The sequence below is a fragment of the Actinoplanes sp. NBRC 101535 genome, assembly GCF_030269225.1.
Lineage (GTDB): Bacteria > Actinomycetota > Actinomycetes > Mycobacteriales > Micromonosporaceae > Actinoplanes > Actinoplanes rectilineatus.
Window position 1 is genome coordinate 370089 of record NZ_BSSY01000007.1, and the last position, 21068, is coordinate 391156.

25 protein-coding genes are annotated in these 21068 nt (G+C 70.7%); 15 read left to right on the forward strand and 10 right to left on the reverse strand.

What is annotated here, in order from left to right; all coding sequences use genetic code 11:
- Positions 1 to 75 precede the first annotated feature (75 nt).
- Positions 76 to 903 carry an SCO6745 family protein gene (locus tag QSK32_RS21910; protein ID WP_045743575.1) on the forward strand — a complete coding sequence of 276 codons (828 nt, stop codon included), beginning with the start codon at positions 76 to 78 and terminating at the stop codon, positions 901 to 903.
- A 5-nt stretch (positions 904 to 908) separates the two neighbouring features.
- On the opposite strand, the gene QSK32_RS21915 is transcribed toward QSK32_RS21910, so the two are convergent.
- Together QSK32_RS21915 and QSK32_RS21920 are read right to left on the reverse strand one after the other, a co-directional pair.
- A complete protein-coding gene (locus tag QSK32_RS21915; protein ID WP_285472977.1) occupies positions 909 to 1439 on the reverse strand; it encodes a hypothetical protein in 531 nt (176 codons plus the stop codon).
- Positions 1440 to 1464: 25 nt separating this feature from the next.
- The gene (locus tag QSK32_RS21920; RefSeq protein WP_285472978.1) at positions 1465 to 2091 is read right to left on the reverse strand and encodes an NADPH-dependent F420 reductase; all 627 of its coding nucleotides are present in this window, start codon (positions 2089 to 2091) and stop codon (positions 1465 to 1467) included.
- Positions 2092 to 2189: 98 nt separating this feature from the next.
- Here QSK32_RS21920 and QSK32_RS21925 point away from each other — a divergent pair, with 98 nt between their 5' ends.
- Positions 2190 to 2552 carry a winged helix-turn-helix transcriptional regulator gene (locus QSK32_RS21925; RefSeq protein ID WP_285472979.1) on the forward strand — a complete coding sequence of 121 codons (363 nt, stop codon included), beginning with the start codon at positions 2190 to 2192 and terminating at the stop codon, positions 2550 to 2552.
- A gap of 429 nt (positions 2553 to 2981) precedes the next feature.
- Entirely contained in the window at positions 2982 to 3290 is a 309-nt protein-coding gene (locus QSK32_RS21930; protein WP_045743571.1) for a cold-shock protein, read from the forward strand.
- Here QSK32_RS21930 and QSK32_RS21935 read toward each other — a convergent pair whose 3' ends face one another.
- Together QSK32_RS21935 and QSK32_RS21940 are read right to left on the reverse strand one after the other, a co-directional pair.
- Positions 3291 to 3707 carry a cytidine deaminase gene (locus QSK32_RS21935; RefSeq protein ID WP_245674027.1) on the reverse strand — a complete coding sequence of 139 codons (417 nt, stop codon included), beginning with the start codon at positions 3705 to 3707 and terminating at the stop codon, positions 3291 to 3293.
- Positions 3708 to 3881: 174 nt separating this feature from the next.
- Positions 3882 to 5519, reverse strand: coding sequence for a serine/threonine protein kinase (locus QSK32_RS21940; RefSeq protein WP_285472980.1), 1638 nt, complete (start codon positions 5517 to 5519; stop codon positions 3882 to 3884).
- Between the two features lie 211 nt (positions 5520 to 5730).
- Between QSK32_RS21940 and QSK32_RS21945 the strand changes: the two genes are divergently transcribed.
- A complete protein-coding gene (locus tag QSK32_RS21945) occupies positions 5731 to 6393 on the forward strand; it encodes a lytic polysaccharide monooxygenase auxiliary activity family 9 protein (protein ID WP_245674025.1) in 663 nt (220 codons plus the stop codon).
- Between the two features lie 73 nt (positions 6394 to 6466).
- Positions 6467 to 6988: a hypothetical protein gene (locus tag QSK32_RS21950; RefSeq protein WP_285472981.1), complete on the forward strand. Its 522-nt coding sequence runs from the start codon at positions 6467 to 6469 to the stop codon at positions 6986 to 6988.
- A gap of 10 nt (positions 6989 to 6998) precedes the next feature.
- Here QSK32_RS21950 and QSK32_RS21955 read toward each other — a convergent pair whose 3' ends face one another.
- Positions 6999 to 7460, reverse strand: coding sequence for an SRPBCC domain-containing protein (locus tag QSK32_RS21955; RefSeq protein ID WP_045743568.1), 462 nt, complete (start codon positions 7458 to 7460; stop codon positions 6999 to 7001).
- Positions 7461 to 7560: 100 nt separating this feature from the next.
- Here QSK32_RS21955 and QSK32_RS21960 point away from each other — a divergent pair, with 100 nt between their 5' ends.
- The 4 genes from QSK32_RS21960 to QSK32_RS21975 all read left to right on the forward strand — a co-directional run bounded on the left by QSK32_RS21960 (position 7561) and on the right by QSK32_RS21975 (position 10393).
- Positions 7561 to 7941: a VOC family protein gene (locus QSK32_RS21960; protein WP_285472982.1), complete on the forward strand. Its 381-nt coding sequence runs from the start codon at positions 7561 to 7563 to the stop codon at positions 7939 to 7941.
- 58 nt (positions 7942 to 7999) lie between these two features.
- Positions 8000 to 8716 carry a hypothetical protein gene (locus QSK32_RS21965; RefSeq protein WP_285472983.1) on the forward strand — a complete coding sequence of 239 codons (717 nt, stop codon included), beginning with the start codon at positions 8000 to 8002 and terminating at the stop codon, positions 8714 to 8716.
- A gap of 209 nt (positions 8717 to 8925) precedes the next feature.
- Positions 8926 to 9354, forward strand: a complete 429-nt coding sequence (locus QSK32_RS21970) for a DNA-binding protein (RefSeq protein WP_245674024.1) — start codon at positions 8926 to 8928, stop codon at positions 9352 to 9354.
- A gap of 322 nt (positions 9355 to 9676) precedes the next feature.
- A complete protein-coding gene (locus QSK32_RS21975; protein WP_285472984.1) occupies positions 9677 to 10393 on the forward strand; it encodes a tyrosine-protein phosphatase in 717 nt (238 codons plus the stop codon).
- A 45-nt stretch (positions 10394 to 10438) separates the two neighbouring features.
- Here the strand turns inward: QSK32_RS21975 and QSK32_RS21980 are convergent, their stop codons facing one another.
- Positions 10439 to 11902, reverse strand: a complete 1464-nt coding sequence (locus QSK32_RS21980; RefSeq protein ID WP_285472985.1) for a SulP family inorganic anion transporter — start codon at positions 11900 to 11902, stop codon at positions 10439 to 10441.
- 115 nt (positions 11903 to 12017) lie between these two features.
- Entirely contained in the window at positions 12018 to 12371 is a 354-nt protein-coding gene (locus QSK32_RS21985; RefSeq protein WP_045743562.1) for a hypothetical protein, read from the reverse strand.
- 196 nt (positions 12372 to 12567) lie between these two features.
- Here QSK32_RS21985 and QSK32_RS45745 point away from each other — a divergent pair, with 196 nt between their 5' ends.
- From QSK32_RS45745 to QSK32_RS22000, 3 genes are all read left to right on the forward strand, one after another.
- Complete coding sequence (locus tag QSK32_RS45745) at positions 12568 to 12885, forward strand: hypothetical protein (RefSeq protein ID WP_502872545.1); 318 nt, start codon at positions 12568 to 12570, stop codon at positions 12883 to 12885.
- 72 nt (positions 12886 to 12957) lie between these two features.
- Positions 12958 to 13386 (forward strand): hypothetical protein, encoded by a 429-nt coding sequence (locus QSK32_RS21995; RefSeq protein ID WP_285472986.1) that lies wholly within the window; start codon positions 12958 to 12960, stop codon positions 13384 to 13386.
- A 19-nt stretch (positions 13387 to 13405) separates the two neighbouring features.
- Complete coding sequence (locus tag QSK32_RS22000; protein ID WP_285472987.1) at positions 13406 to 14323, forward strand: alpha/beta fold hydrolase; 918 nt, start codon at positions 13406 to 13408, stop codon at positions 14321 to 14323.
- Here the strand turns inward: QSK32_RS22000 and QSK32_RS22005 are convergent.
- Positions 14267 to 14833 (reverse strand): GNAT family N-acetyltransferase, encoded by a 567-nt coding sequence (locus QSK32_RS22005; RefSeq protein WP_285472988.1) that lies wholly within the window; start codon positions 14831 to 14833, stop codon positions 14267 to 14269. The two genes, QSK32_RS22000 and QSK32_RS22005, sit on opposite strands and share 57 nt — an antisense overlap.
- 89 nt (positions 14834 to 14922) lie before the next feature.
- On the opposite strand from QSK32_RS22005, the gene QSK32_RS22010 reads away from it, so the two are divergent.
- The gene (locus tag QSK32_RS22010) at positions 14923 to 16335 is read left to right on the forward strand and encodes a family 43 glycosylhydrolase (protein ID WP_285472989.1); all 1413 of its coding nucleotides are present in this window, start codon (positions 14923 to 14925) and stop codon (positions 16333 to 16335) included.
- 47 nt (positions 16336 to 16382) lie between these two features.
- Here QSK32_RS22010 and QSK32_RS22015 read toward each other — a convergent pair whose 3' ends face one another.
- The gene (locus QSK32_RS22015) at positions 16383 to 18542 is read right to left on the reverse strand and encodes an amidase domain-containing protein (protein WP_157411114.1); all 2160 of its coding nucleotides are present in this window, start codon (positions 18540 to 18542) and stop codon (positions 16383 to 16385) included.
- Positions 18543 to 18773: 231 nt separating this feature from the next.
- Here QSK32_RS22015 and QSK32_RS22020 point away from each other — a divergent pair, with 231 nt between their 5' ends.
- Both QSK32_RS22020 and QSK32_RS22025 read left to right on the forward strand, forming a co-directional pair.
- Positions 18774 to 19016, forward strand: a complete 243-nt coding sequence (locus QSK32_RS22020) for a hypothetical protein (RefSeq protein WP_285472990.1) — start codon at positions 18774 to 18776, stop codon at positions 19014 to 19016.
- A complete protein-coding gene (locus tag QSK32_RS22025) occupies positions 18983 to 20017 on the forward strand; it encodes a hypothetical protein (protein WP_045743556.1) in 1035 nt (344 codons plus the stop codon). The genes QSK32_RS22020 and QSK32_RS22025 overlap by 34 nt, the downstream gene beginning before the upstream one ends.
- 345 nt (positions 20018 to 20362) lie before the next feature.
- Here the strand turns inward: QSK32_RS22025 and QSK32_RS22030 are convergent, their stop codons facing one another.
- The gene (locus tag QSK32_RS22030) at positions 20363 to 21040 is read right to left on the reverse strand and encodes a TetR/AcrR family transcriptional regulator (RefSeq protein ID WP_285472991.1); all 678 of its coding nucleotides are present in this window, start codon (positions 21038 to 21040) and stop codon (positions 20363 to 20365) included.
- Positions 21041 to 21068: the final 28 nt, after the last annotated feature.

Here is a 21068-nt window from a genome sequence, read left to right on the forward strand (position 1 = left end):
GTGCCGGGGTGATTCCTCACCCGGCCGGGGGAGTGTCGCGGCTGCCCACCGCCGTGCCGGGCGATGATGGCGGCCATGCCCACCACCGCGCGCCGGATGTACGAGCTGCTCGAACCGATCTGCCTGGTCACCTTCTTCGCCGACGAGTGCAATGCGGAACTGGCCGCCCTCGGCCACCGCACCTACTGGGACGGCTACTTCGCCAGCCGGGCCGCCCCGCTGGGCCGGGTGCCGGCCGAGGTGGTGCACGCGGCGTTCTACAGCTTCGCCGACGGGGAAGCCGCGCGGCACATCCCGAGCGCGTGGGAGACGATCCCGCCCGAGGAGTCCGTCGCGGCGCGGCAACGGGGCAGCGCGAACTCGCTGCGCCGGATCCTCGGCGCCGAACTCGCCGGCTCGCCAGGCCTGTCCCGGGCCGCCGACCTGACCACCCGGGCCGCGACCGGCGCGCCCACCGCGGGCCGGATGATGTACGCGGGCATGCGCACCCTCCCGATCCCCGCCGACCCGGTGGCCCGCCTGTGGCACGCGGCGACCATGCTGCGCGAACACCGCGCCGACGGGCACATCGCGGCGCTCGTCGGCGCGCGGATCGGCGGCACCGAGGCACACGTGCTCAGCGCGCTGGCCATGGGCATCCACCCGCCGGAGACGTTCGGGCGCATCCACCACCTGCCGAAGAAGCGCCTGGCCGCGGTGCTGGACGGCCTGCGCACCCGCGGTCTCGTCGACGCGGACGGCCGGTTCACCGACGCCGGCCGCGCCACCCGGCAGGCGATCGAGGCGTCCACCGACGAGCTGGCCGAGGCGCCCTACGAGACCCTCACCCCCGCCGAGCTCGACGAACTGATCACCCTCCTGCAGCCGATCACCGCGAAGCTGGTCGCCGCCGGATCCCGCTGAGCGGCTCACAGGGCCGGCAGCGGCTCCCCGGGACGGGGCGACCGGCGCTCGATCAACCAGAACAGGTAGATCCGGAGATCCTCCCGCAGCGACCCGTCGAGATAGGAGGCGAAGTCGGCCAGCCCGTCCGCGGCCTCCCGCTCGTCCGCACGCTCACCGTCGGTCCACTGCCGGCGCAATCCCTCGACGTGCTCGACGGCCCGGTCGCGGTCCTGCCACCACGCGCGGACGGTCTCCGGCGTCCACCGGTCGTCGCCGTCGCAGCCGTACCCGCCGAAGGGATCATCCCCGGCTGCGGCGACGACCGCAGCCACCTCGGCCGTCGTTCGTGGCTGCCGGAACACGAACTCGGTGAAGTGTTCGCCGCCGTAGAGAACGTGGCCGGGGGCGTACATCCGGCCAGTCCAGCCGTTGTCGGTCTCGCCGGTCCAGAACGGCCCGGGAACGTTGAGCCACAGGAGATCCTCCCAGCGGCCCCGGAAGTCTTCACGCTGTCCGGGCGTCAGGGCGCCCGTCGGATCCCAGTACAACGACACGCCTAATCATCACCGGCCTGCGCTGTCAGGCCTCGGCGGGGAAGGGGAACGCCGCCCGCGGCTGGGCGCCGCTGAACCACAGGCCGATCGCCAGCGCCGACGCCGCCTCCAGGTAACCGGCCCGGGCCAGCCCGCCGCACGCGGCCGGGGTGCAGCCCAGCGACGTGATCAGCGATTCGGTCACGGCCGCGGCCCCGGCATGGTCGGTGCAGTAGGGGACGGCCAGCGGCACACCCTCGAACACCGGCGGCCGCAAGGTCCAGATGCTGGCATGACAGAGATGGAAAGCCTTCACGGTGTACGCCTCCGTCGCGCTCGCCGCCACCGCGGCGGCCCCGCCCGCACCGAGCATGAGGCCGTCGGGTGTGTGCTCGAGCGGATTGGTGCAGTCGATCAGGGTGCGCCCGGCCACCTCCCCGGCGAGACCGTGCACCAGCGTCGGCGCCTCGCCTGCGGGCACCGCGAGCAGGATCGCCTCACCGTGAACGGCGGCGTCCCGGAGACTCCCGTGTCCGGTGGCGCCGATCCGTTCGGCGGTCCGCGCCGCCCGCCGCTCGTCCCGGCCACCGACCACCACGTCGTGGCCGGCCGCGACCCAGGCGCCGCCCAGGTTGGCGGCCATCGTCCCCGTACCCCAAATGCCGATCTTCATGTTTTGTGTCCCCTTGATGCAGCAGCGGTTGTGCGGGGAAACGGTAGGCAGGCCGATACGCACCGAACGGTGTGCGTGGGGTCGGGCAGGATGGTCCGATGAGATCCGGATTCACGGCCGACTGCCAGGCCCGGGTGGCGTTCGAGGTGCTGGCCAACCGCTGGGACAGCGTCGTCGTGCTGACGATCGACGCACACGGCCCGGCCCGCCCGGCGACGCTGCTCGCCCGGATCGGCGGCATCAGCCCGAAGTCCCTCAACGACGCGCTGCGCCGCCTGGAACGCAACGGGCTGGTGGAACGCCGCGCCTACCGGGAGGCGCCGCCGCGGGTCGACTATGCGCTGACGGAGGCCGGCGCGGCCCTGCTGGAACCGATGCAGGCGATGGGCGAGTGGGCCACCCGCTACGCCGACGTGGTCACCGACGCGCAGGCCCGCTTCGCGGAGCCCAGCCGTCCCTGAGCACTTGCTCGCCCGCCCCCGCTCGCCCGCCCGCGCCTCGTTGGCGATCTTGGTGCGACGGCCACCTCATGCGGTGGTCTCCGCACCAAAATCGCCGAGTCGCCGAGTCGCCGAGTCGCGGTCAGGATGCGAAGCCCGTCCGCGTGGTGATTACGGGCGCGCTGGACGCCCCAATTCACCACACCCGTGGCGGTGTGGTGATTACGGGCGCGCTGGACGCCCCAAATCACCACGCTGTTGTGGGTGTGGTGAGTTCGGGTGTGCTGGACGCCCCAAATCACCACGCTGTTGTGGGTGTGGTGAGTTCGGGTGTGCTGGGCGCCCGAAATCACCACGCTGGCTCCGACGACTGAACGTGTCCAGTGGCAAGCGGCTGGCGTCGGCTGATGGACCCGGTCTGCCGCGGCGGGGTGAGGGATGATGTCGGGGATGGCGGTTCGGGGGACGGTGCGGTTGTGGGACGCGGACGAGGGCTGGGGAGTCGTCGACTCGCCGGAGACGCCGGGCGGCTGCTGGGCGGGTTTCAGCGCGGTGGCGGTCGCCGGGTATGCCGCCCTCGACGCCGGTGACCAGGTGATGCTGGAGTGGGAGGCGGCGCGCCAGGACGGTTGGGCGTTCCGCGCGACCCGGCTGTGGCGGCACGGAACGGAACCCGTCGAGCGGACCCGGTCTGCGGGCGGCGGCGCCTACCGCAGCACGCTCACGCTGACGTTCGACCCGCCCGACGACCCGGACTGATCAGTGGCTGTCCTGGTAGGCGCGTAGCGTACGCGGCCCGAACGCGTCCGGCAGGACCTCGTCGATGGTTTTGATGCCGGTCAGGGTCTCCAGGAGCATGCCTTCGGCCGAGTGTTCGTAGAGCAGCTGACGGCACCGCCCGCACGGCATCAGCGTGTTGCCGTCGCCGTCCACGCAGACGAACGCGGTCAGGCTGCCGCCGCCGGTCATGATGAGGTCGGTGACCAGAGAGCATTCGGCGCACAGGCCGAGACCGTACGACGCGTTCTCGACGTTCGCGCCGGTGACCACCCGTCCGTCGTCGACCAGGGCGGCCACCCCGACCGGGAACTTCGAATACGGCGCGTAGGCCTTGGCCATCGCCTCGCGGGCGCGAGTGCGCAGCATCTGCCAGTCTTCAGGGGAAATGTCGGTCACCGTGGATCTCCTTCGTTGTGCCCCATCACTGTACGTGGCCCCACGGCACGCCTGGTGGACGCCGCCGATCACGGGTGGAGTCTCCGGTCGACGGTCAGCCCGCGATCGGCATGTCGATGGCACGATGCCGCACGGGAACAGATACCTGGCGGCGTGACGTCGCGGTGGACGCCGTCACCACTCGGACTTCTTCACCAGGGCCCACTCGTGGTCGTCGCCGGAGGTGCAGGTGGTCAGGGTCAGGCGTGCGCCCTGGCCGCCGTCCCCCACGCCGGACACGTCCAGGCACAGGCCGGAGGAGGCGTTGACCAGGCGGTAGTAGTCCCAGCCCCGGGACGTCAGCTGCTTCTCCAGGCGGTAGTCCTGGTTGTCGTCGGCGAAGCACTGTACCTCGCTGACGTCGGTGCCGGCGTCGACCGCCTCCGCGCCCGGCACGTCCAGGCACATGTCGTCGTCGGTGTTGCGGATCCAGTAGAGCTGGTTGCCGTCCTCGTCCTCGCCGTTCGGGACGAAGAGGAACTCCTGGTTGTCTTCGGTCAGCTTCTTGCAGAGGTCCTGCAGCACGGGACCGTTCGGTTGGCCGGGGCCCTCGCCGGGGATGTCGACGCACAGGCCGGTGGCCATGTTGTGCACGAAGTACGGCCCGTAGTCCGCGGTGCCCTCGGCGACGTCGACCGCGTTGATCGGCGGCTGGTCGCGTTCCTCCACCGTGGGCGTCGGGGAGGGTGTCGTCGGCGAGGCGACGGGTTCTGCGGAGGAGGACGACGACGAGGTGGCGGCGATGATCCCGCCGACCGCCGCGGCCGCCAGCACCACGGCGGCCACCGCGCCGACCACCAGGCGCCGCCGCTGGCGACGGGGAGACGCCGGGTCACCCAGGAGCCGCGTCGGATGCTCCAGGGAGGAGAAAGCCGAGGTGAAAGAGGAGCCGGAGGCGGAAGAGGGGCCGGACGCGGGCGCTGCCGCAGCCGGACGCCCGTTGAGCAGCCGCGCCAGCAACTGCTCCGCTGTCGGCCGCCGCCGCGGGTCGGTGGCCAGCGCCTCCTCGACCAGTTGCCGCAGCGGACCGTCCGGCATGCCGTCCAGCCGCGGCTTGCCGTTGATGATCTGTGCCATGGTGGCCATCGGGGTGCCGCCGTCGAACGGCGGGTTCCCGGTCCCGGCGAAGGCGATCACGCAGCCCCAGGCGAAGATGTCGGCCGCAGGTGTCAGGGGAGTGGCGGGCTCGTCGAACCGTTCCGGCGCCATGTAGCTGACCGTGCCCATGTAGACGCCGGTGCGGGTGAGCCGGCTCTGGGTGTCCTCCAGTGCTCGCGCGATGCCGAAGTCGATCACCTTGGGGCTGCCCGGCGCGAGCAGGACGTTTCCCGGTTTCAGGTCGCGGTGGATGACTCCGGCGCCGTGGATCGCGGCCAGTGCGGTGGCCACCCCGATCGCGACGCCGTGCAGGTTGGACGGGGACAGCGGGCCCTTCGAGCGGACCTCGTGGCCCAGTGTCGGCCCGTCCACGTATTCGACGACGAGGTAGGGGCGGTAGGCGTCCGGGTCGGCGTCGAGGACTTCGGCGGTGCAGAACGGCGGCACCTGCCGGGCTCGGGCCACCTCGTCGCGGAACCGGCTGCGGAACTCGGGGTCGTCGGCGACCGCGGCGTGTACGACCTTGACGGCGACGAGCCGGCCGTTGGTGCCGCGTGCGAGGTAGACGACGCCCATCCCGCCGGCTCCGAGTCGGCCGACCACCTCGTAGTCGCCGAGGAAGCGGGGGTCGTCCGGTTGCAGCGGGCCGTGTCCGGGCCTGCCTTGCTCGATCACATTCAGCTCCATGGCCGCGGGGGACGCCCAGAGTACCGAAAGAGATCAAAATCCCCTTATCGGGTACGAGGTGAAGCACGCCCGTGGCGCGGAGGGGCCGTCGCGACTTTAGGCATAGATCTGGGTTGATATTCGGACAGTGGGGTGGAATCCTACCTGGGAGCGCTCCCAATCCCCGTATCCCCCGAAACCCCCTCTGGGAGGTCGAACCGTGCGTCCTCACACGTCTCGTCGCTCAGCTCTTCCGCGTACCCTCAAAATCCTGGTCCTGCTCGTGGCGCTCGTGGTGGGCACCCTGCAGTCGGCGGGCGCCGCGCAGGCCCACGGCACCATCGTCAACCCGGCCAGCCGCGCCTATCAGTGCTGGCAGGACTGGGGCACCCACCACACCGACCCGCTCATGCAGACGCAGGACCCGACGTGCTACCAGGCGTTCCAGGCGAACCCCGACACCATGTGGAACTGGATGAGCGCCCTGCGCGACGGCCTCGGTGGACAGTTCCAGGCACAGACCCCGGACGGGACCCTGTGCAGCAACAACCTGTCCCGCAACGCCAGCCTCAACAAGGCCGGCAACTGGAAGTCCACCACGGTGACCAGCAACTTCACCGTCAACCTGTACGACCAGGCCAGCCACGGCGCCGACTACTTCAAGGTCTACGTCAGCAAGCAGGGGTTCGACCCGACCACCCAGACCCTCGGCTGGGGCAACCTCGACTTCATCACGCAGACCGGCAAGTACGCGCCGGCCAACAACATCTCGTTCCCGATCACCACCTCCGGCTACACCGGCCACCACGTCCTGTTCGTCATCTGGCAGGCCTCGCACCTGGACCAGGCCTACATGTGGTGCAGCGACGTGACCTTCGCCTGACCGGCGTCACCGGTCCGGGACGTCCCACCGGCGTCCCGGACCGGATGTTCTCTCCTCGGGCAGGGGTGATGTCATGCGGTGGCGTTATCTGTGGGCGGCACTGGTCCTGCTGGTCGTCGCAGCGGGCACGGTCGTCCTGACCCGGGCCGGCGGCACACCCGACCTGGACGAGCTGTTGACCGCCCGGATGCGGGACACTCTCGAACAGTCGAGTCCCGACCAGCATCAACACGCCGGCCATCAGGCCGGATCCGCGCCGGTGATCTGCGGCGTCCGCGTCTACGGCTACGAACCGTCCGGGGCGGCCGGCATCACCGAGGTGCGCACGGTCTACGGCTTCCACCTCTGCGGCGTCGCCGAGCCGAACAGCCCGTGGGACATCGCGGTCAAACTGGCCGGCCCGGTCATCCTCGACATGTCCACCGACCCCACCGGGATCCAGGTGGTCGAGGCGACCGAGCAGATCCGGTACGCCGACCGGCTCCGGCAGATGTTCCCGCCGAAGTACGCCGAGGTGGCCCGGACCGAGGCGCTGACCGAGACGGAGATGGCCGACCTGCGCCGCCGCTACGACACCGCCGCCGGCCTGTCCTGAATCCCGTTCTTCAGTCCTCGAGATGCGCGGCGAGGTTCGCCAGCGAGGAGTTCATGCCGGCGGCGTGATCGGCGGCGGAGACGCCGGCCGGAACGTCGTCGGCCCGGATGTCCACCCGGGTGCCGTCCGGCACCGCGGTGACCTCCCACGTCATCGTCATGGTGCCGGCCTGGTCCGGGTCGTCCGAGACGAAGTCGACCGCCTGCACCACCCGCACACCGTCGACGACGTCCACGAACCGGGCCTCGACGACGTCCGAGTCCGCGGTGGTCTTGCCCGGCGCGGCCGAGGCGTCGGCGTAGGTGAGGACCAGCCGGTACGACCCGCCGGGCCGCAGGTCGAACCGCTCGAACCGGCCGCTCATCCCCTCCGGAGGCAGCCACCTGGTCAGCGCCGCGGGGTCGACGAGCGCCGCATAGACCCGGTCGAGCGGTGCCACGATCGTCCGGGAAGCCGTATCCGTCCGAGCCATGCCGCGATCCTAATGCGCCACGCTGCCCTGAGGCGCCCTTGCTCGGGTACGCGCTGCGCTGGTCCCGCTGCGACGGGTGATCGCGGCGTATCGTGGCGGCGTGGCAGCGCGTATCACCGAACTCGTCCTGGACGCCCGCGATCCGGAGCTGCTGGCCCGGTTCTGGTGCGAGGTGCTGGGCTATGTGGAACTCGGCCGGGACGGCGACGACATCGAGATCGGCCCGCCCGGTGCCGGGTTCGGCGGCCCGCAGCCCACGATCATCCTCAGCCGTACCGACACACCCAAGAGCGGCCAGTTGCGCCTGCACATCGACGTGAACCCGACCGACCGGGACCAGGCCGAGGAACTGGACCGGTTGCTCGCGGCCGGCGCCCGCCCCGCCGACGTCGGGCAGACCGGCGACGAGACATGGCACGTGCTCGCCGACCCGGAGGGCAACGAGTTCTGCCTGTTGCGGCGGCGCGTACCCGAGATATAACAAGATCGTCTATGGTCTGGTCCCGGTCGGCGGAGCCGTGGAGAGGGGCCGGACGACAGTGGCGGAAAGCGAGCGGTTCGCCCGCGCGGTGGCGGTGGTCCTCGGTGCGGTGGCGTTCGGGATCATCGGCGCGACCGCGGGTTCGTGGATCGGCAGCCTCAACCCGGGGCCCCTGCCGGACAACGTGGAGGCACTGCGGATGGCCGCGGACATCGTGCCGGGTGTCGTCCCGGCCGGTGAGCTCGACCGGCGCGACTACGTCTACGGTTCGCGGCTGGGCGACGAGGAGTCCGGCCAGGGGTACGTCGAGATCCTGTACGCCTCCGAGGATGACGAGGCCACCCTCGACGAAGCCCGCGACTGCAGCCTGGACGGGCTCGCCCGGGACAGCGCGGAACGGCACGGCTGGGCGGGTTTCGCCGAGATCACCGGGTACATCTGTGCGAGCTGGCGCGCGCAGAAGGACGACCTGGTCGTGGTCTACGTCAACCACGGGCTCGGGCCGGAGCTGACGTTCTACCGCGCCACCATCGGGCCGACCGCCGGAGCGCTGATCGGCGCCCTGTTCGGCGCGTTGGCCGGAGCGGCGGCCGGACACGCCTGGCGCCGCCACCCGGTGCCGCTGATCGTCGTCCTCACCCCACCGGCGCTCGTCCTCGTTCCCTTCACGGTCCTCATCCTGGCGGCTCTCCTCTCCGGCGACCCCGAGGAGCCGTTCCCGCCGTTCTGGACCCTGGGGCCCACGTTGGCCAGAGCGTTCTTCTTCTATTGGTGACCGGCCGTTCTGGTGGTGACCTGACATGCCGGTCTTCGACGCCCGACGGGTCGTCGCGAAGGTGCAAAGACACGTCCTGTTGATCGGGATCGGTCTGCTCATCCTCATCGAAGGGGCCCGACCGCTTTGCCGTGCTTCACATCAAGGTCAGCGATTCTTTTTTCAACAGATAGTTGAAAACGTGGCGTTGATAAGTCATGCTTCAACGCGTGTCCGACCTCTTTGCTCGACCTGACTCTGCGGCGCAGCGCGCGTCGCGCACCTACCGATCCCTGACGCATCTGATCGACCGGCACGCCGACAGTCCCGCCCGCCGATCACGGCAGGCGCATCCCACCATGCCCGCTCCACATGAGGTGATTCGACTCGTAGCGGGACTTGCCAGCGGCTCGATCATCCCGGAGCCGGGTGAGCAGGATGTAGATCACGACGACGTCGTCGCGGCGCTGACCCTGCTGCCCAGCGTCCGGGCCGACCTTGACTCCACCGAGCTGGCCCTGCTGAGGATTGCCCGGAGCAGAGGCATGACGTGGCAGGACATCGCCTTCGGCCTGGGACTCAATACACCGCAGGCGGCCAAGCAGAGGTACGAACGCCTGGAGACACGTTCCGAAGACACCGGACGTACCGAAACGTGATCCTGCCCGCGGTCTCCAGCACCCACCGATAAGGAGAGTGCGCGACGACAGACTATCCCGAGGCTGCCGTCGCACGTCGTGCGCTGTTGGCTGCCGCCGCTGGACACCTTTCGCCATCAGGGTCTGCCTGCGTGGTGACTTCAGCCCGCCCATCCCGCCCGTATTCACCACGCCCCCACGGGTGTGTTGATTTGGGGCGTGCAGCGCGCCCGTATTCACCACACCCCGCATGGGTGTGTGGACTTCGGGCGTCCAGCGCGCCCCAAATCAACACACGGATGGGGTTCGCACCCTGACCACGAAACGTGTCTAGGGTCGGTGCATGAACGTCGATCGACATCTCGAGTGGGCGGGCTGCTACAACGCCCGTGACCTGGGCGGACTCCCCACCTCGGACGGCCGGGCCACGCGGTGGGGCGCGGTGGTGCGCACGGACAGCCTGGATCGGCTGACGCCGCAGGGATGGCTTCAGCTGTACGCGCACGGCATCCGCACCGTGGTCGACCTGCGGGAGGACGACGAGCGTGCCGAGGCGGTGTCCCGTCCGGAAGGGATCACCGTGGTCCCGGTGCCGCTGGATGACAACGACGACACGGCGTTCTGGTACCGCTGGATCGACGAGGACATCGACGGCACGCCGCTCATCTACCGGCCGTTCCTGGAACACAAGGCGCAGCGGTGTGTGGCCGCGGTCCGCGCCGTGGCCCGGGCCGGCCCCGGCGGTGTGGTGATCCACTGCGGGATCGGCCGGGACCGGACCGGGTTGGTCGCCCTGCTCCTGCTGGCGCTGGCCGGGGTGGAGCCGGGTGCGATCGTCGAGGACTATGCGGCGAGCGGGGAACGGCTGCGGGCCTATTTCGCGCATCCGACGGTGGCTGATCCGGTGGCGGACCGGCTGGCCGAGCGGGGCACCACGATCGCGGCGGTCCTGCACGACCTGCTCGCCGGACTCGACGCGCAGGCCGTGCTGGTCGCGGCCGGTCTGTCACCGGAGGACGTGACCGCCGTGCGGACTCGACTGATCCAGGAGGCCGGCTGACCACGGCGGCGTGCTTTTACGCGTACGAGAGAAGGAGAGTGACCGTCAGGCCGGAGAAGGTGTGCCCGGTGGTTGTTCGCAGCGGTTGCCGTGCTGTTCCATCCAGCCGGTGACCGCGCTGCGGCAGGCGTGGTCGAGGCGGCTCGCGGTCAGATCCAGCAGGACGGGCCGGTCCGCCGGGACCGCCTCCAGCGCGTCGAGCAGCACCGGGAGCCGCAGGAACGTGGCGGTTCCGGCGACACGCACCCGGACCGGGCCGCTGCCGGTGTCGTGGGTGACGACCGACAGCATCGAAGACTGCCACGCCGTTTTGGTGATCGCCAGGAGCAGGCCGGCGAGGACACCTTCGAAGAGGCTGAACAGCACGACCGTTCCGGCGGTGGACATCAGGATCACCGCTTCGCCGCGGTGTTCGCGCCACAGGCCGGGCAGGAAACCGACCGGCATGAGTTTTCCGCCGGAGTGGACCAGGACCGCCGCCAGCGCTGCCACCGGGAGCTGGGCGAGGACGGCCGGCAGCAGTGCGGCGAACAGCAGCAGCCAGGCGCCGTGCATCACGCGGGATGCTCGGGTACGCGCCCCGGCCTGCACGTTGGCGGCACTACGGACGATCACCGCGGCCATCGGCAGCGCGCCGAGCAGACCGCACACCGCGTTCCCGGCGCCCTGGGCGATGAGTTCCCGGTCGTAGTCGGTACGCGGACCGTTGTGCAACCGGTCGACGGCTGCGGCGCTGAACAGGCTCTCCGCCGAGGCGATCAGGGTGAACGCGACCACCGTCCCGGCGAATCCGGTGGCGCCGAGCACGGCGATCGAGCCGCCGCCGAGGGGCTGGACGGCGTCCAGCAGGCCGCGGATCTCGATGCGGGCGACGGGCAGGTCGCCGATCCTGGTGGCCAGGGTCCCGGCGGCGACCGCTGCCAGCGGGCCGGGGACCGACCTGATCCGCGACGGCAGGTGCCGCCAGGCGAGAAGCAGCAGGAGCGTTCCGGCGCCGACCGCGAACGTGGCCGGGGCGGTGGGCGACGCGGCGATCCGGGCCGGGAGCACGGCCAACCCCCGGATCTTGTCCCAGCCGCTGGTGGGCGCGGTCAGACCGGCCATCGCGTACGCCTGACCGGCGATGATGATCAGGCCGATGCCGGTGAGCGTGCCCTCGACGACGGCCACCGACGTCGCCCGGAACCAGCGGCCCAGACGGGCGACGCCGAGGGCGGCCTGCACCAGACCGGTGGCCAGCACGATCGTGCCGAGAGCGGGCAGCCCGTAGGTGCCGACGGCCTCGGCGACCAGCACGGCCAGTCCGGCGGTCGGGCCGGAGACCTGCAGGGTGCTGCCCGGCAGGACGCCGACGACGAGACCGCCGACGATTCCGGTGACCAGGCCGAGTTCGGCGGGGACGCCGGAGGCCACGGCGACGCCGACACACAGCGGCAGCGCGACCAGGAAGACGACGAGGGAGGCGGTGAGGTCGGCACGGGGTGGTGCGGGGAGACCGAAAATGCGCATGGTGGATTCCTTCGATGCCCGGGAACGAGACTGACGGTGGCGGGACGGCACGCATCGCCGTGACCCGCGGCCCGTGGCGGCGGAGTCAGCGATCAGCGGTCGTGCCGGGAACCTGTCAGCACCGGAACACCTGAAGGACGACGTGTAATGCGGGCTGCCGGCCGGTCGTCGCCGGCCGGGTGGTGCCGCGGTGCCCGCGGGGCGTGGGGGCCGAGACCTCGCAGACGACCTCGGACTCCACGTCGCTGACCGCGGCCGGAGCCTGGCGGTCGGGCAGGTTCACCCGTTCGGTCGCGGGCTCGTGCATCTCCGGCGCGGGCGGCTGCGGTTGGTAGCCGACCCGGCCGGTACACACCGTGGAGACCCGTCCGGCCGTGGCCCGGGGCTGCCCGTGGTGCGGCATGGACATGTGCAGGAGCAGCAGGAGGAAGGCCAGCAGAGCGACGGGGATCGCCGCGAGCCGTCGCATCCTCCACCTCCCCTGACATAAGCCCTTTATTGCGCATAAGGCTAGTGGGGAGAGGCGGCCCGGGTTCCGTCATCCACAATCCGGAAATCTCCTGTTCACACCGTCGCTCACGGACGTGTGACGGGAGATGCTGCCGCGAGGATCGCGGCCATCGGGACTTGAAGCTGACACTGGTGTCAACTCCTATGGTGGCGGCATGAATTCCATCGCCGGCCTGTTCGAGCCCGCCGTCGCCGGTGGTGCCGCGGGAGATGACCGGCGCGGGCATCCGGGCCACGGTCGCCGAGTTCGCCACCACCGCCCGGCGTGCCGTCGACGCGGGCTTCGCGCCGACCTGACCGCCCTGGGCCGGCCGTTCCTGGCCAACCCCGACCTGGTCGAGCGTCTGCGCACCGGCGCGCCGGTCAACCAGGTCCGCAACCGCCACCTGATGTACGTCGGCGGCGAGACCGGCTACACCGACTACCCGGCGCTGCCTTCGGGACCTTCAGCGCCTTCGGCTGTCTCGGCGTGAGGGCGCAGGCTCAGGAGACGAGGGAGCCGAGGTGCTTGCGCAGCCACTCCGATCGGGTGGGACCGGGACCTGGTGCTCAGCCGGATCGCGCATCCGCTGCCGATGAGCGTGCGGCAGCCGGTCACCGCCGAGTGGTCGCTCGAGCGTACGGCCGGTCTCGGTCCGCGTGACGACGACGGTGTCACGGTGTTCGCCGGTCCGGGACGGACGGTGCGGGTCGAGGTGTTCGCCGTGCCGGCGGGGGAGACGGCCGCGTCCGCCGTCGCGGCGCTGAGCGCGGGTCTCGCCGAGCGCTGCGCGGGCCGCCTGACCGAGAACGACGGTGACCTTCTGCGTGCGGCCTTCTGGCTGACGACGGCACACCACGAGTTCTACGGGTACGCCGCGACGGCCACCGGGGTCCTCTGCGTGACCTGCCTCTACGACGACGAGGACGACCTGGCCTGGGCCCGGCAAGTGTGGCGGTCCGCGACCCACGTGGGGGCGGCGCGCATCGCTTAGTATCGATGAGGAGGCCCTGATGCCCGTCGGTGAGTTCCGCAACGACCAGGCCCGCGATCGATTCCACGCCGTCCACCAGGAGCTGATGGACCGGCTCTGGCCGCCCGAGTCGGTCCCCTCCGACGTGGACACCGGTTTCGGCACCACCCGCGTGCACCGGCTGGGCGGGGGTGCCGGCGACGGTGTGCCGTTCGTGCTGCTCCCGGGCTCGGGCGGGCCGTCGCTGATGTGGCACGCCTACGTGCGGCGGCTCGCCGCGTCCCGCCCGGTGATCGCCGTCGACCCGGTCGGCGAGCCGGGGCCGTCCGTGCAGACCCGCGCGATCGACAGTGGCGCGGACTGGTCGCGGTGGCTCGGCGAGGTGCTGTCCGGGCTGGGCGTCCGGCAGGCCCACCTGGTCGGGACCTCCTACGGCGGCTGGGTCGCCCTCTGTCACTCGCTGCACGCGCCGGAGTCCGTCGCGAGTCTGTCGCTGTTCGACCCGGGCGGGTTCGGGGAGGTCAGCCGCGGGTTCATCGTCTGGATGATCGCGGGCGGGCTTACCACGTTCACGCCCCGGCCGGTGCGGCACGCGCTGGCTCGTACCCTGCGGAACGTGACCCTGCGCGACGACGACGCGGTGCGGCTGGTCAAGGCGACGTTCGGGTTCCGGCGCCGGCACATCCTGCCGACGCCGCTCACCGACGGCGACCTGGCCCGGATCACCGCGCCGACGCTGCTGGTGGTCGGCGGGCACAGTCAGCTCTACGATGCCCGGGAGGTCGCCGCGCGGGTCACCGCCCACATGCCGCACGCGGTCGCCGAGATCGTCCCCGGTGCCGCTCACGACCTGGTGATGTGGGAGCCCGGCGAGCGCGCCGACCGGGTCGTGCGGTTCGCGTCAGGGGCGGTTCGCCCCGGGCCAGGGGCCGGGGGTGGCGGCGGGCTCGTCGACTGAGGTCACGTCGGTGCGATACAGCTCCATACCCCGCGCCTGATAGTTGGCCAGCGCGGCCGGGCCGTCCCAGCTGCAGGTGTGCACCCACACCCGGCCGACCGGGGGCCGGTCCGGCCAGCGGTCGGGCAGCCGCCACGCCTCGGTCAGGGTGGTGGTGAGCAGGTGGCCGCCGATCCGCTGCCCGGCGAACTGGGGGAGCAGACCGAAATAGGCGATCTCGACCTCGCCGGGAGTGCGGCCGTCCAGTTCGGCGTACCCGGCGGGAGTGCCCCGGACCGACACCATCCAGGTCTCCACGCCGGGCGCCGTCACCCAGTCCTGCCACTGCTGCCAGTCCCAGCCCAGACGGTCGGTCCAGTGCCAGCCGCCGCCGACCGCGGTGTAGAGGTAGCGGTTGAGTTCGACGCTGGGCACCTCGGCGCGCCGGATCTCCACCGGGACCTCCGGCTGTCGCGCGGGGCGGATCCGGGACGGGTCGGTCTGTTCCAGGTACCAGGTCGTGAGCTCCACCCCCCGATCATCGCTGATCGACAAACTTCTCTTGACAGAAATCCCGCGGAAATGACCATGATGAAGATCCATCGATGGCAGGAGACTTCATGATTCAGTTCCGTGCCCGGTTCGGATCGACGGGCTTGGCGGCCGTCGCCGTCGCCGTCGCCTCGGTGATGCTGGTCCCGGGTTTGGTCGCCGGCGCGTTGTCGTCGGCGGCGGGTCTGCGCACGGCGGCGGTGGCCCCGGCCGTCATCAGGCCGGTCATCGATCAGAACTTCGCGGACCCGGACGTCATGAAGGTCGGTGGCACCTACTACGCGTACGCGACCAACAGCGACGGCCGGAACATCAAGTGGGCGACCTCCACCGACCTGGTCACCTGGCAGGTGCGGGAGAGCGACGCGCTGCCCGCCCTGGGCGCCTGGGTGGATCCGGACTGGTCGTTCCCGCCCGGCGGGTCCGGCGACCACGGCGTCTGGGCGCCGGAGGTGTTCGCCACCGGACCGCGCAGCTTCGTCATGTGGTACACCGCGCACGACCGGGCCTCCGGCAAACAGTGCATCGGCGCGGCCACCGCCACCGCGCCCGGCGGGCCGTTCCAGCCGCAGGAGACCTCCCTCGTCTGTACGCCGGAGATCGGTGGCGCGATCGACGCGTCCTCGTACGCCGAGAACGGCCGCCGTTACCTGCTGTGGAAGAACGACGGCAACTGCTGCTCCCAGGACACCTGGCTGCACCTGCAGCAGGTCAGCGCGGACGGGTTGCGCCGCACTGGGCCGGTGACTCAGCTGATCAAGCAGAGCAAGCCGTTCGAGGGCACCCTCGTGGAGGCGCCGACACTGTGGAAGCACGCCGGCACGTACGTGCTGTTCTACTCGGCGAACTTCTTCGGCAACGGCAGCTACGTGAGCGGCTACGCCACCTCGGCCAGTCTGCGCGGACCGTACACGAAAGCGGAGAAGCCCCTGATGACCACCGATGCCTTCGCCGGTGACGTGCGCGGTCCCGGCGGCCAGGACATCGTGACCGGACCGGACGGCCGGGACCGGATCGTGTTCCACGGCTGGAACGCGGACTTCACCTACCGGGCGGTGTATTCGCAGCGGCTCGACTGGCAGGGCAGCCGGCCGATCGTGGCCGGGGCGAAGATCCGTTACGAGGCCGAGGACGCCGCTTTCACCCGTGCCAACGCGCGCTACGCGGCGGGCGGGGCAAGCAACGGCGTCGTCGTCGGCGGCATCGATTTCGCCGACAGCCGGATCACGTTCACCGTGCATGTGCCGCGGGCCGGCACCTACCGGCTCTTCAGCCGGTACGCGAACGGTTCGGACGCCGGTGCGGCCGGCCACACCCTGACCGTGAACGGGGTCGACGCCGGCACCGTGGACTATCCCGTGACGGGCTGGGACAACTGGCAGATCAGCGAGCGGTCGATCACGCTCAAGGCCGGGGACAATCTCGTCGCGTACGCGAAGGGGACGAATTTCGCCGAGCTGGACGCGATCGACGTCGCCTGACCCCGACGCGGGCCCGGCCGTTGCGGCCGGGCCCGCCGTCCGGTTCCCTACGTGCGGTAGGCGTAGAACCAGCCGTTCGGATAAGCCTTCAGGAACGAGCTGAGCGGCTTGTCCAAGGTGTTGTTGGTGTGATAGCTGAGATAGATCTCTTTCTTGGTCACCTTGGTGACGATGGTGGTGTGGTCGATCCGGCCGTCCCGGTTGAAGTCGACCTGCAGGACGTCGGCCAGGCTCAGCTGCCACACGTTGGTCAGGGCCTTGGTGCGGCGGGGCGCGAAGCGGGACCAGCGCTCGGCCGAGGTCCAGGTGTACGTCTGGTTGGCCCAGTTGTACCACCAGTTCTTGTCACTGCGGTACCAGCCGGTGTCGTTCTTCCAGCCGCCGGCCCGCAGCGCCTGGGACACGAAGTTGGTGCAGTCGCCGCCCTTCTTGGTGAAATCGCGGTAGTCCTTGTTGCGGTTCTTCGCGTATTTCCGGGCGTACTTGACGATGCAGCTGTAACACAGGCCCTTCGGGATGGCCTGGGCCGAGAAGGTCCCCTCGGCCGTGGTGTCGTCGACCTTCTCCACCGTGCCCACCGGGTCGCTGCCGGCGACCGTGGCCTGCACCGCATCCGGGTAGATCATTCCGTCCGCCGCGTTGTAGCTCTCCGACGGGTCGCTGTCGTAGAGCGCCTCGTCGTCGGTCGCCGCGGTCGCCTCCTCGACGGACGGCGGGATCACCGTGCTGATCCGGCCGGCCGGTTCGGTGACCGGCGGCAGGTGCGCGCCGTATGTCAGGGACTCGTCCGCGAGCTTGTACGCCGAGCCGTCCCGGACGAAGACGAAGACCCGGTTCGCCTGGTACTCGTTGGCGGGTTCGTCGCTGCCCGCGGCCGGGGTCAGGGCCGCCGACTCGACCGTCCAGTAGTACGCCTCGTTGCCGCTGCCGCTGAGCTGCACCATGCCCTCGTCCACGGTGACGGTGGAGGACACGTACGACAGGCCGTCGGCGGCGAGCGCCGCCCGGGCCTGGGCCAGCTCGCCCGCGCCGGTCGCCTCCTGCGCGGCCATGCCGGTCCACAGCGGGACCGTGCCGGACGGGTTCTCGCCGGTGATGGCCGCGGCCCGGTTCTTCAGGAAGGTCAGGGCCAGCGGTTCCAGAGTGGCCATCGCGGTCGTCTCGGCCGCGGTCATCGCCCGGTCGGGCTGCTCGGCCACGTCCTCCGCGCCGCGGCCCACACCGAACTGGTGGTAGCCGAGCGCCGAGGTCAGGTTGCCCGCGGCGTCGAACGCCCGCACGTAGAGACGGTTCATGCCACCCCGGCCCGGGGTGAGCGTGACGGTGGCGGTGCCGTCGGCGGCCGCGGCCACCTTGGACGTGGGTGACGTGTTGTTGAGCGCGTACAGGTACGCCGTGGCGGTCTGCCCGGGCGGCGGCGACAGCGTGAACGTGCCCGCCGTGCCGGCCGCCCCCGACCAGGTGTCCCGCGGGTAGGTCGCCGACGTCGCGGTCGCGGCCGCGGTGACACCGGTGTCGACGGTGAACCGGCACAGGCCGCTCCACGGGCTCCACAGCGTCGCCCCGTCGGTGGCGCGGGCCCGCCAGGAATATCCGGTGCCGTTCGCCAGCGCGCCGGCCGGGACGGTCACCGAGCCGGTGCCGCCGGACGCCACCGTGGCGCTGATCCCGCCGCCGACCAGGGTGGCGCCGTCGGCGGTCCACCACTCGAACTCGGCCCGGGCCGGATCGCCCTGCGGGTCGGTGACCACCGCGGAGAACGACGGCCGGGTGGTGGCGAGCACCGGTCCGGAGCCGGACGTGACGCAGGTGGTCGCCGGGACACTGGACCGGGCGCCGACCGCGGGCTGCCCGGTGAAGACGCACTCCTTGACCGGGGTGCTCGTGTCAGCATCCGAGGAGAGATTCACCGACGTCAGGTGCGTCTCGTAGATCCAGCCGTAGTCGGTGGTGCCGTCGACCCGGGCGTACCACCATTTGTTGTCGTACGAATTCATCGTGTAGCACCAGAAGTAGAGGCGGGTTCCCGCCTTCACCCCGTCCGTGGAGGTCTTGGCGCAGTCACCGTACGGGCCGGTCTTCAGCGGGTACGTGTCGAGCATCAGAGCGCTGCCGTTGCCGTTGGTCGTGGTGGCGAACTCGGCGCAGTCCGGCGGGACCGCCCCGGCCGCGCCGGGCGACACGACACTCAGGCCGATCGTCGCCATCAAGGCCACCAGAACGGCCGAAAGCCATCGTCGAGTGTGGTGGGTTGCTTTCCCCATGCGATTCCCCATGATTTGCCGTCGCTCCCGGTTCGGGCGTCCGGTCGGCAAGATCGTAAGGCATGAATGGCAAATTAGCGAATTCGTAAATGGTTAAGTAAAGCCTTATCGAATGCACATCACAATTCTTTCTGTTATGCCAGGGGTGTTCGACCCTCAATTCCCGGCGCGCTCGTGGAGGACACTGTGGACGAGGGTGCGGGCCGGGCGCTGCGCCTGATGTGGGCCGCGTACGCGTGCGGTCAGGCCGGCTCGGGGATCGGCGCGGGGGCGCTGCCGCTCGTCGTCGTCCTGCTGGCCGGCGTCGTCATTCTGCCTGGACCACCCGATGGCCGCCGTCCTGACATCTTCCGGGTGGCCGCGAGGTGGGGCACTCTGGAGGGATGGGGCAGTCCATCAGGTACGAGCGGAAGCTGAAGGAAGCGGTGCGCACCTCCTGGCTCGCTGTGCTGGGTGTGGTCGTCGGAGGGTTCTTGATCTCCTGGGCGTTGATGCAGGGCCGCGTGCCGTGGGCCGCCGGCATCGCCCTGGCCATCGCGGTGATCGTGGTGTATCCGCTGGGGATCCTCCTCTTCCTGGTCCTGCCGATCTCGGAGACGTCACTGCGGGCACAGATCGCCGACGCCGGGTCCGCGGAGGCGGGTCCGCTGTACGTGAAGCTCGCCGCTCGGCGGGCGGCCGATGGTGACCACGACGAGCAGATCTGGCTGCTGCGCCGGGCGGTGGACTGCGGCGACCGGGACGGCTACCGGATGCTGCTGGCGACGCTCACCGAGCACGGCGAACCGTCCGACGTGACGGATCTGCGGTGCCGCGTCGTGAGCCGGGGCGGTGGTCTGCGCCCGGACGACCCGCTCGGCACGCCCTGGCCGGGCATCGACGGGGAGGCGCTGCTGGCCGTCGCCGACCGGGAGCGGCATGTGCTCACCGAACCCTCCGCCGCCCTACGCAGCCTCGATGTTCTGCTGACGGCGGCGGGCCGCCCCGATCCGGAGGTGTGGCGTGCTCTGGTCGGGGCCAGGGCGAAGGGCTTCCACCTGCGGTTGGCGCGGCATCTGGCCGGGAGCGGCCGGTTCGCCGAGGCCGTCGCTCTGATCCGGGACGGGGACCCCGGCACCCGGCCGGCCTTCCCGGAGGCCGAGGAGTTCCTGCTGGAGCACGGCCTGGTGGCCGAACTGGAGGAGGATGCCCGGCTGCGGTGGACGAAGGGCAAGGACGCCCACGCCCTGGCCGCGCTGCGCCGACTGCTCGCCGGCCAGGACCGGCACGGCGAGCTCGCCCGGTTGCCCAGCGAGGTGGTGGTGGCGAGCCCCGCAAACGCGCAACCGCAGGGCAGGTGGACCGGTGTGAGCGCGTCCGCGATGCCATCCGCCACGCCGCCGGGTGGTTACAGCAGCTACCCCGGCGGCGGCTGCTGACCTGCGGGCCGGAGTAAGTCGTCGAGGGCCTCGGTGAAACGGGCCGTGTAGCGCCCGTAGTCGTCGAGGACCACGCCGGTGAACCGCATACAGTGCCGGGGTGAATCAGGCGACGATCGCGATAGTTCACCGCGATCGGCACGGCGCTCGGACTGCTGACGGCCGCACTGGCGACCTCGGCCCTCCCTGCGTCCGCCGCGATCGAGACCAGGATCGACATCGGCCGCACTATCTACCAGGACGACTTCATCAAGAGTTCGGGAAGCCCGGCCGTCCTCGACGTCCCGGTGACCCTGTGCGGCATTCCCCGCCTTCGCCGCCGCTGAGTCCGCCGCCGCTCACCGGTCAGCCGTGGCGGACTCCATTGATCAGCAGGGTCAGGCCCCGCTCGTAGTAGTCCTGCTCGTCCGGGACCTCCAGGAAGAAGTCGGCGGTCTCGGTCAGGTGCGGATAGTCCTGCGACGGCAGGGACTTCAGCTTCGCGCGCTTGTCGGCGAGCAGCTTCGCGCGCAGGGCCGGGTCGGGCACCGCGACGTCGTCGGGCTGGTTGGTCACCAGGCCGATCAGGGTGGTGAGGATCAGGATGCTCAGCTGGGCCGCCGCCACCGGGGGGTGGCCGTCGGCGCGGAGCAGGCCGAGGACCCGTTCGCCCAGGTCGAGGCCGGCGGGTGTCCGCATGAGCCGGATCGGCATGATCTCGGCGAGCGCCGGGTGGGCGCGCAGGACGCGCAGCACCGCCGTCATCACCGCCCGCAGCTCGGGGCCGTCGCCCAGGTCGGAACCGTCGCCCCGGCTGGGGCCGTCGCTCAGGTCGATCTCGCCGAGGACCCGTTCGACGAGGGCGTCGAGCAGGGCGTCCTTGTCCTTGAAATGCCAGTAGAGAGCCATCGGCGTGACACCGAACGCGGTGGCGACCCGGCGCAGGGTGACCGCGTCGAGGCCGTCGGTGTCGGCGATGGCGAGGGCGGCGGCCAGCACCTCGGTGCGGTCGAGGCGTTCGGAGGCCGGTGGTCGGGGTGCCATGCGGTTCACTATATCTCGTATAGCTGGG

Excerpts from the sequence above, each read along its gene's own strand:
- QSK32_RS21985 (WP_045743562.1), bottom strand. The coding sequence starts at position 12,371 with ATGCGACGGCTCGCGGCGATCCCCGTCGCTCTGCTGGCCTTCCTCCTG.
- QSK32_RS21950 (WP_285472981.1), top strand. The coding sequence starts at position 6,467 with ATGCGGTGGCGTTATCTGTGGGCGGCACTGGTCCTGCTGGTCGTCGCA.
- QSK32_RS22025 (WP_045743556.1), top strand. The coding sequence starts at position 18,983 with ATGGGGCAGTCCATCAGGTACGAGCGGAAGCTGAAGGAAGCGGTGCGC.
- QSK32_RS22015 (WP_157411114.1), bottom strand. The coding sequence starts at position 18,542 with ATGGCGACGATCGGCCTGAGTGTCGTGTCGCCCGGCGCGGCCGGGGCG.
- QSK32_RS45745 (WP_502872545.1), top strand. The coding sequence starts at position 12,568 with ATGAATTCCATCGCCGGCCTGTTCGAGCCCGCCGTCGCCGGTGGTGCC.
- QSK32_RS21955 (WP_045743568.1), bottom strand. The coding sequence starts at position 7,460 with ATGGCTCGGACGGATACGGCTTCCCGGACGATCGTGGCACCGCTCGAC.
- QSK32_RS21930 (WP_045743571.1), top strand. The coding sequence starts at position 2,982 with ATGGCGGTTCGGGGGACGGTGCGGTTGTGGGACGCGGACGAGGGCTGG.
- QSK32_RS21980 (WP_285472985.1), bottom strand. The coding sequence starts at position 11,902 with ATGCGCATTTTCGGTCTCCCCGCACCACCCCGTGCCGACCTCACCGCC.
- QSK32_RS21910 (WP_045743575.1), top strand. The coding sequence starts at position 76 with ATGCCCACCACCGCGCGCCGGATGTACGAGCTGCTCGAACCGATCTGC.
- QSK32_RS21920 (WP_285472978.1), bottom strand. The coding sequence starts at position 2,091 with ATGAAGATCGGCATTTGGGGTACGGGGACGATGGCCGCCAACCTGGGC.
- QSK32_RS21975 (WP_285472984.1), top strand. The coding sequence starts at position 9,677 with ATGAACGTCGATCGACATCTCGAGTGGGCGGGCTGCTACAACGCCCGT.
- QSK32_RS21925 (WP_285472979.1), top strand. The coding sequence starts at position 2,190 with ATGAGATCCGGATTCACGGCCGACTGCCAGGCCCGGGTGGCGTTCGAG.
- QSK32_RS22000 (WP_285472987.1), top strand. The coding sequence starts at position 13,406 with ATGCCCGTCGGTGAGTTCCGCAACGACCAGGCCCGCGATCGATTCCAC.
- QSK32_RS22030 (WP_285472991.1), bottom strand. The coding sequence starts at position 21,040 with ATGGCACCCCGACCACCGGCCTCCGAACGCCTCGACCGCACCGAGGTG.
- QSK32_RS22010 (WP_285472989.1), top strand. The coding sequence starts at position 14,923 with ATGATTCAGTTCCGTGCCCGGTTCGGATCGACGGGCTTGGCGGCCGTC.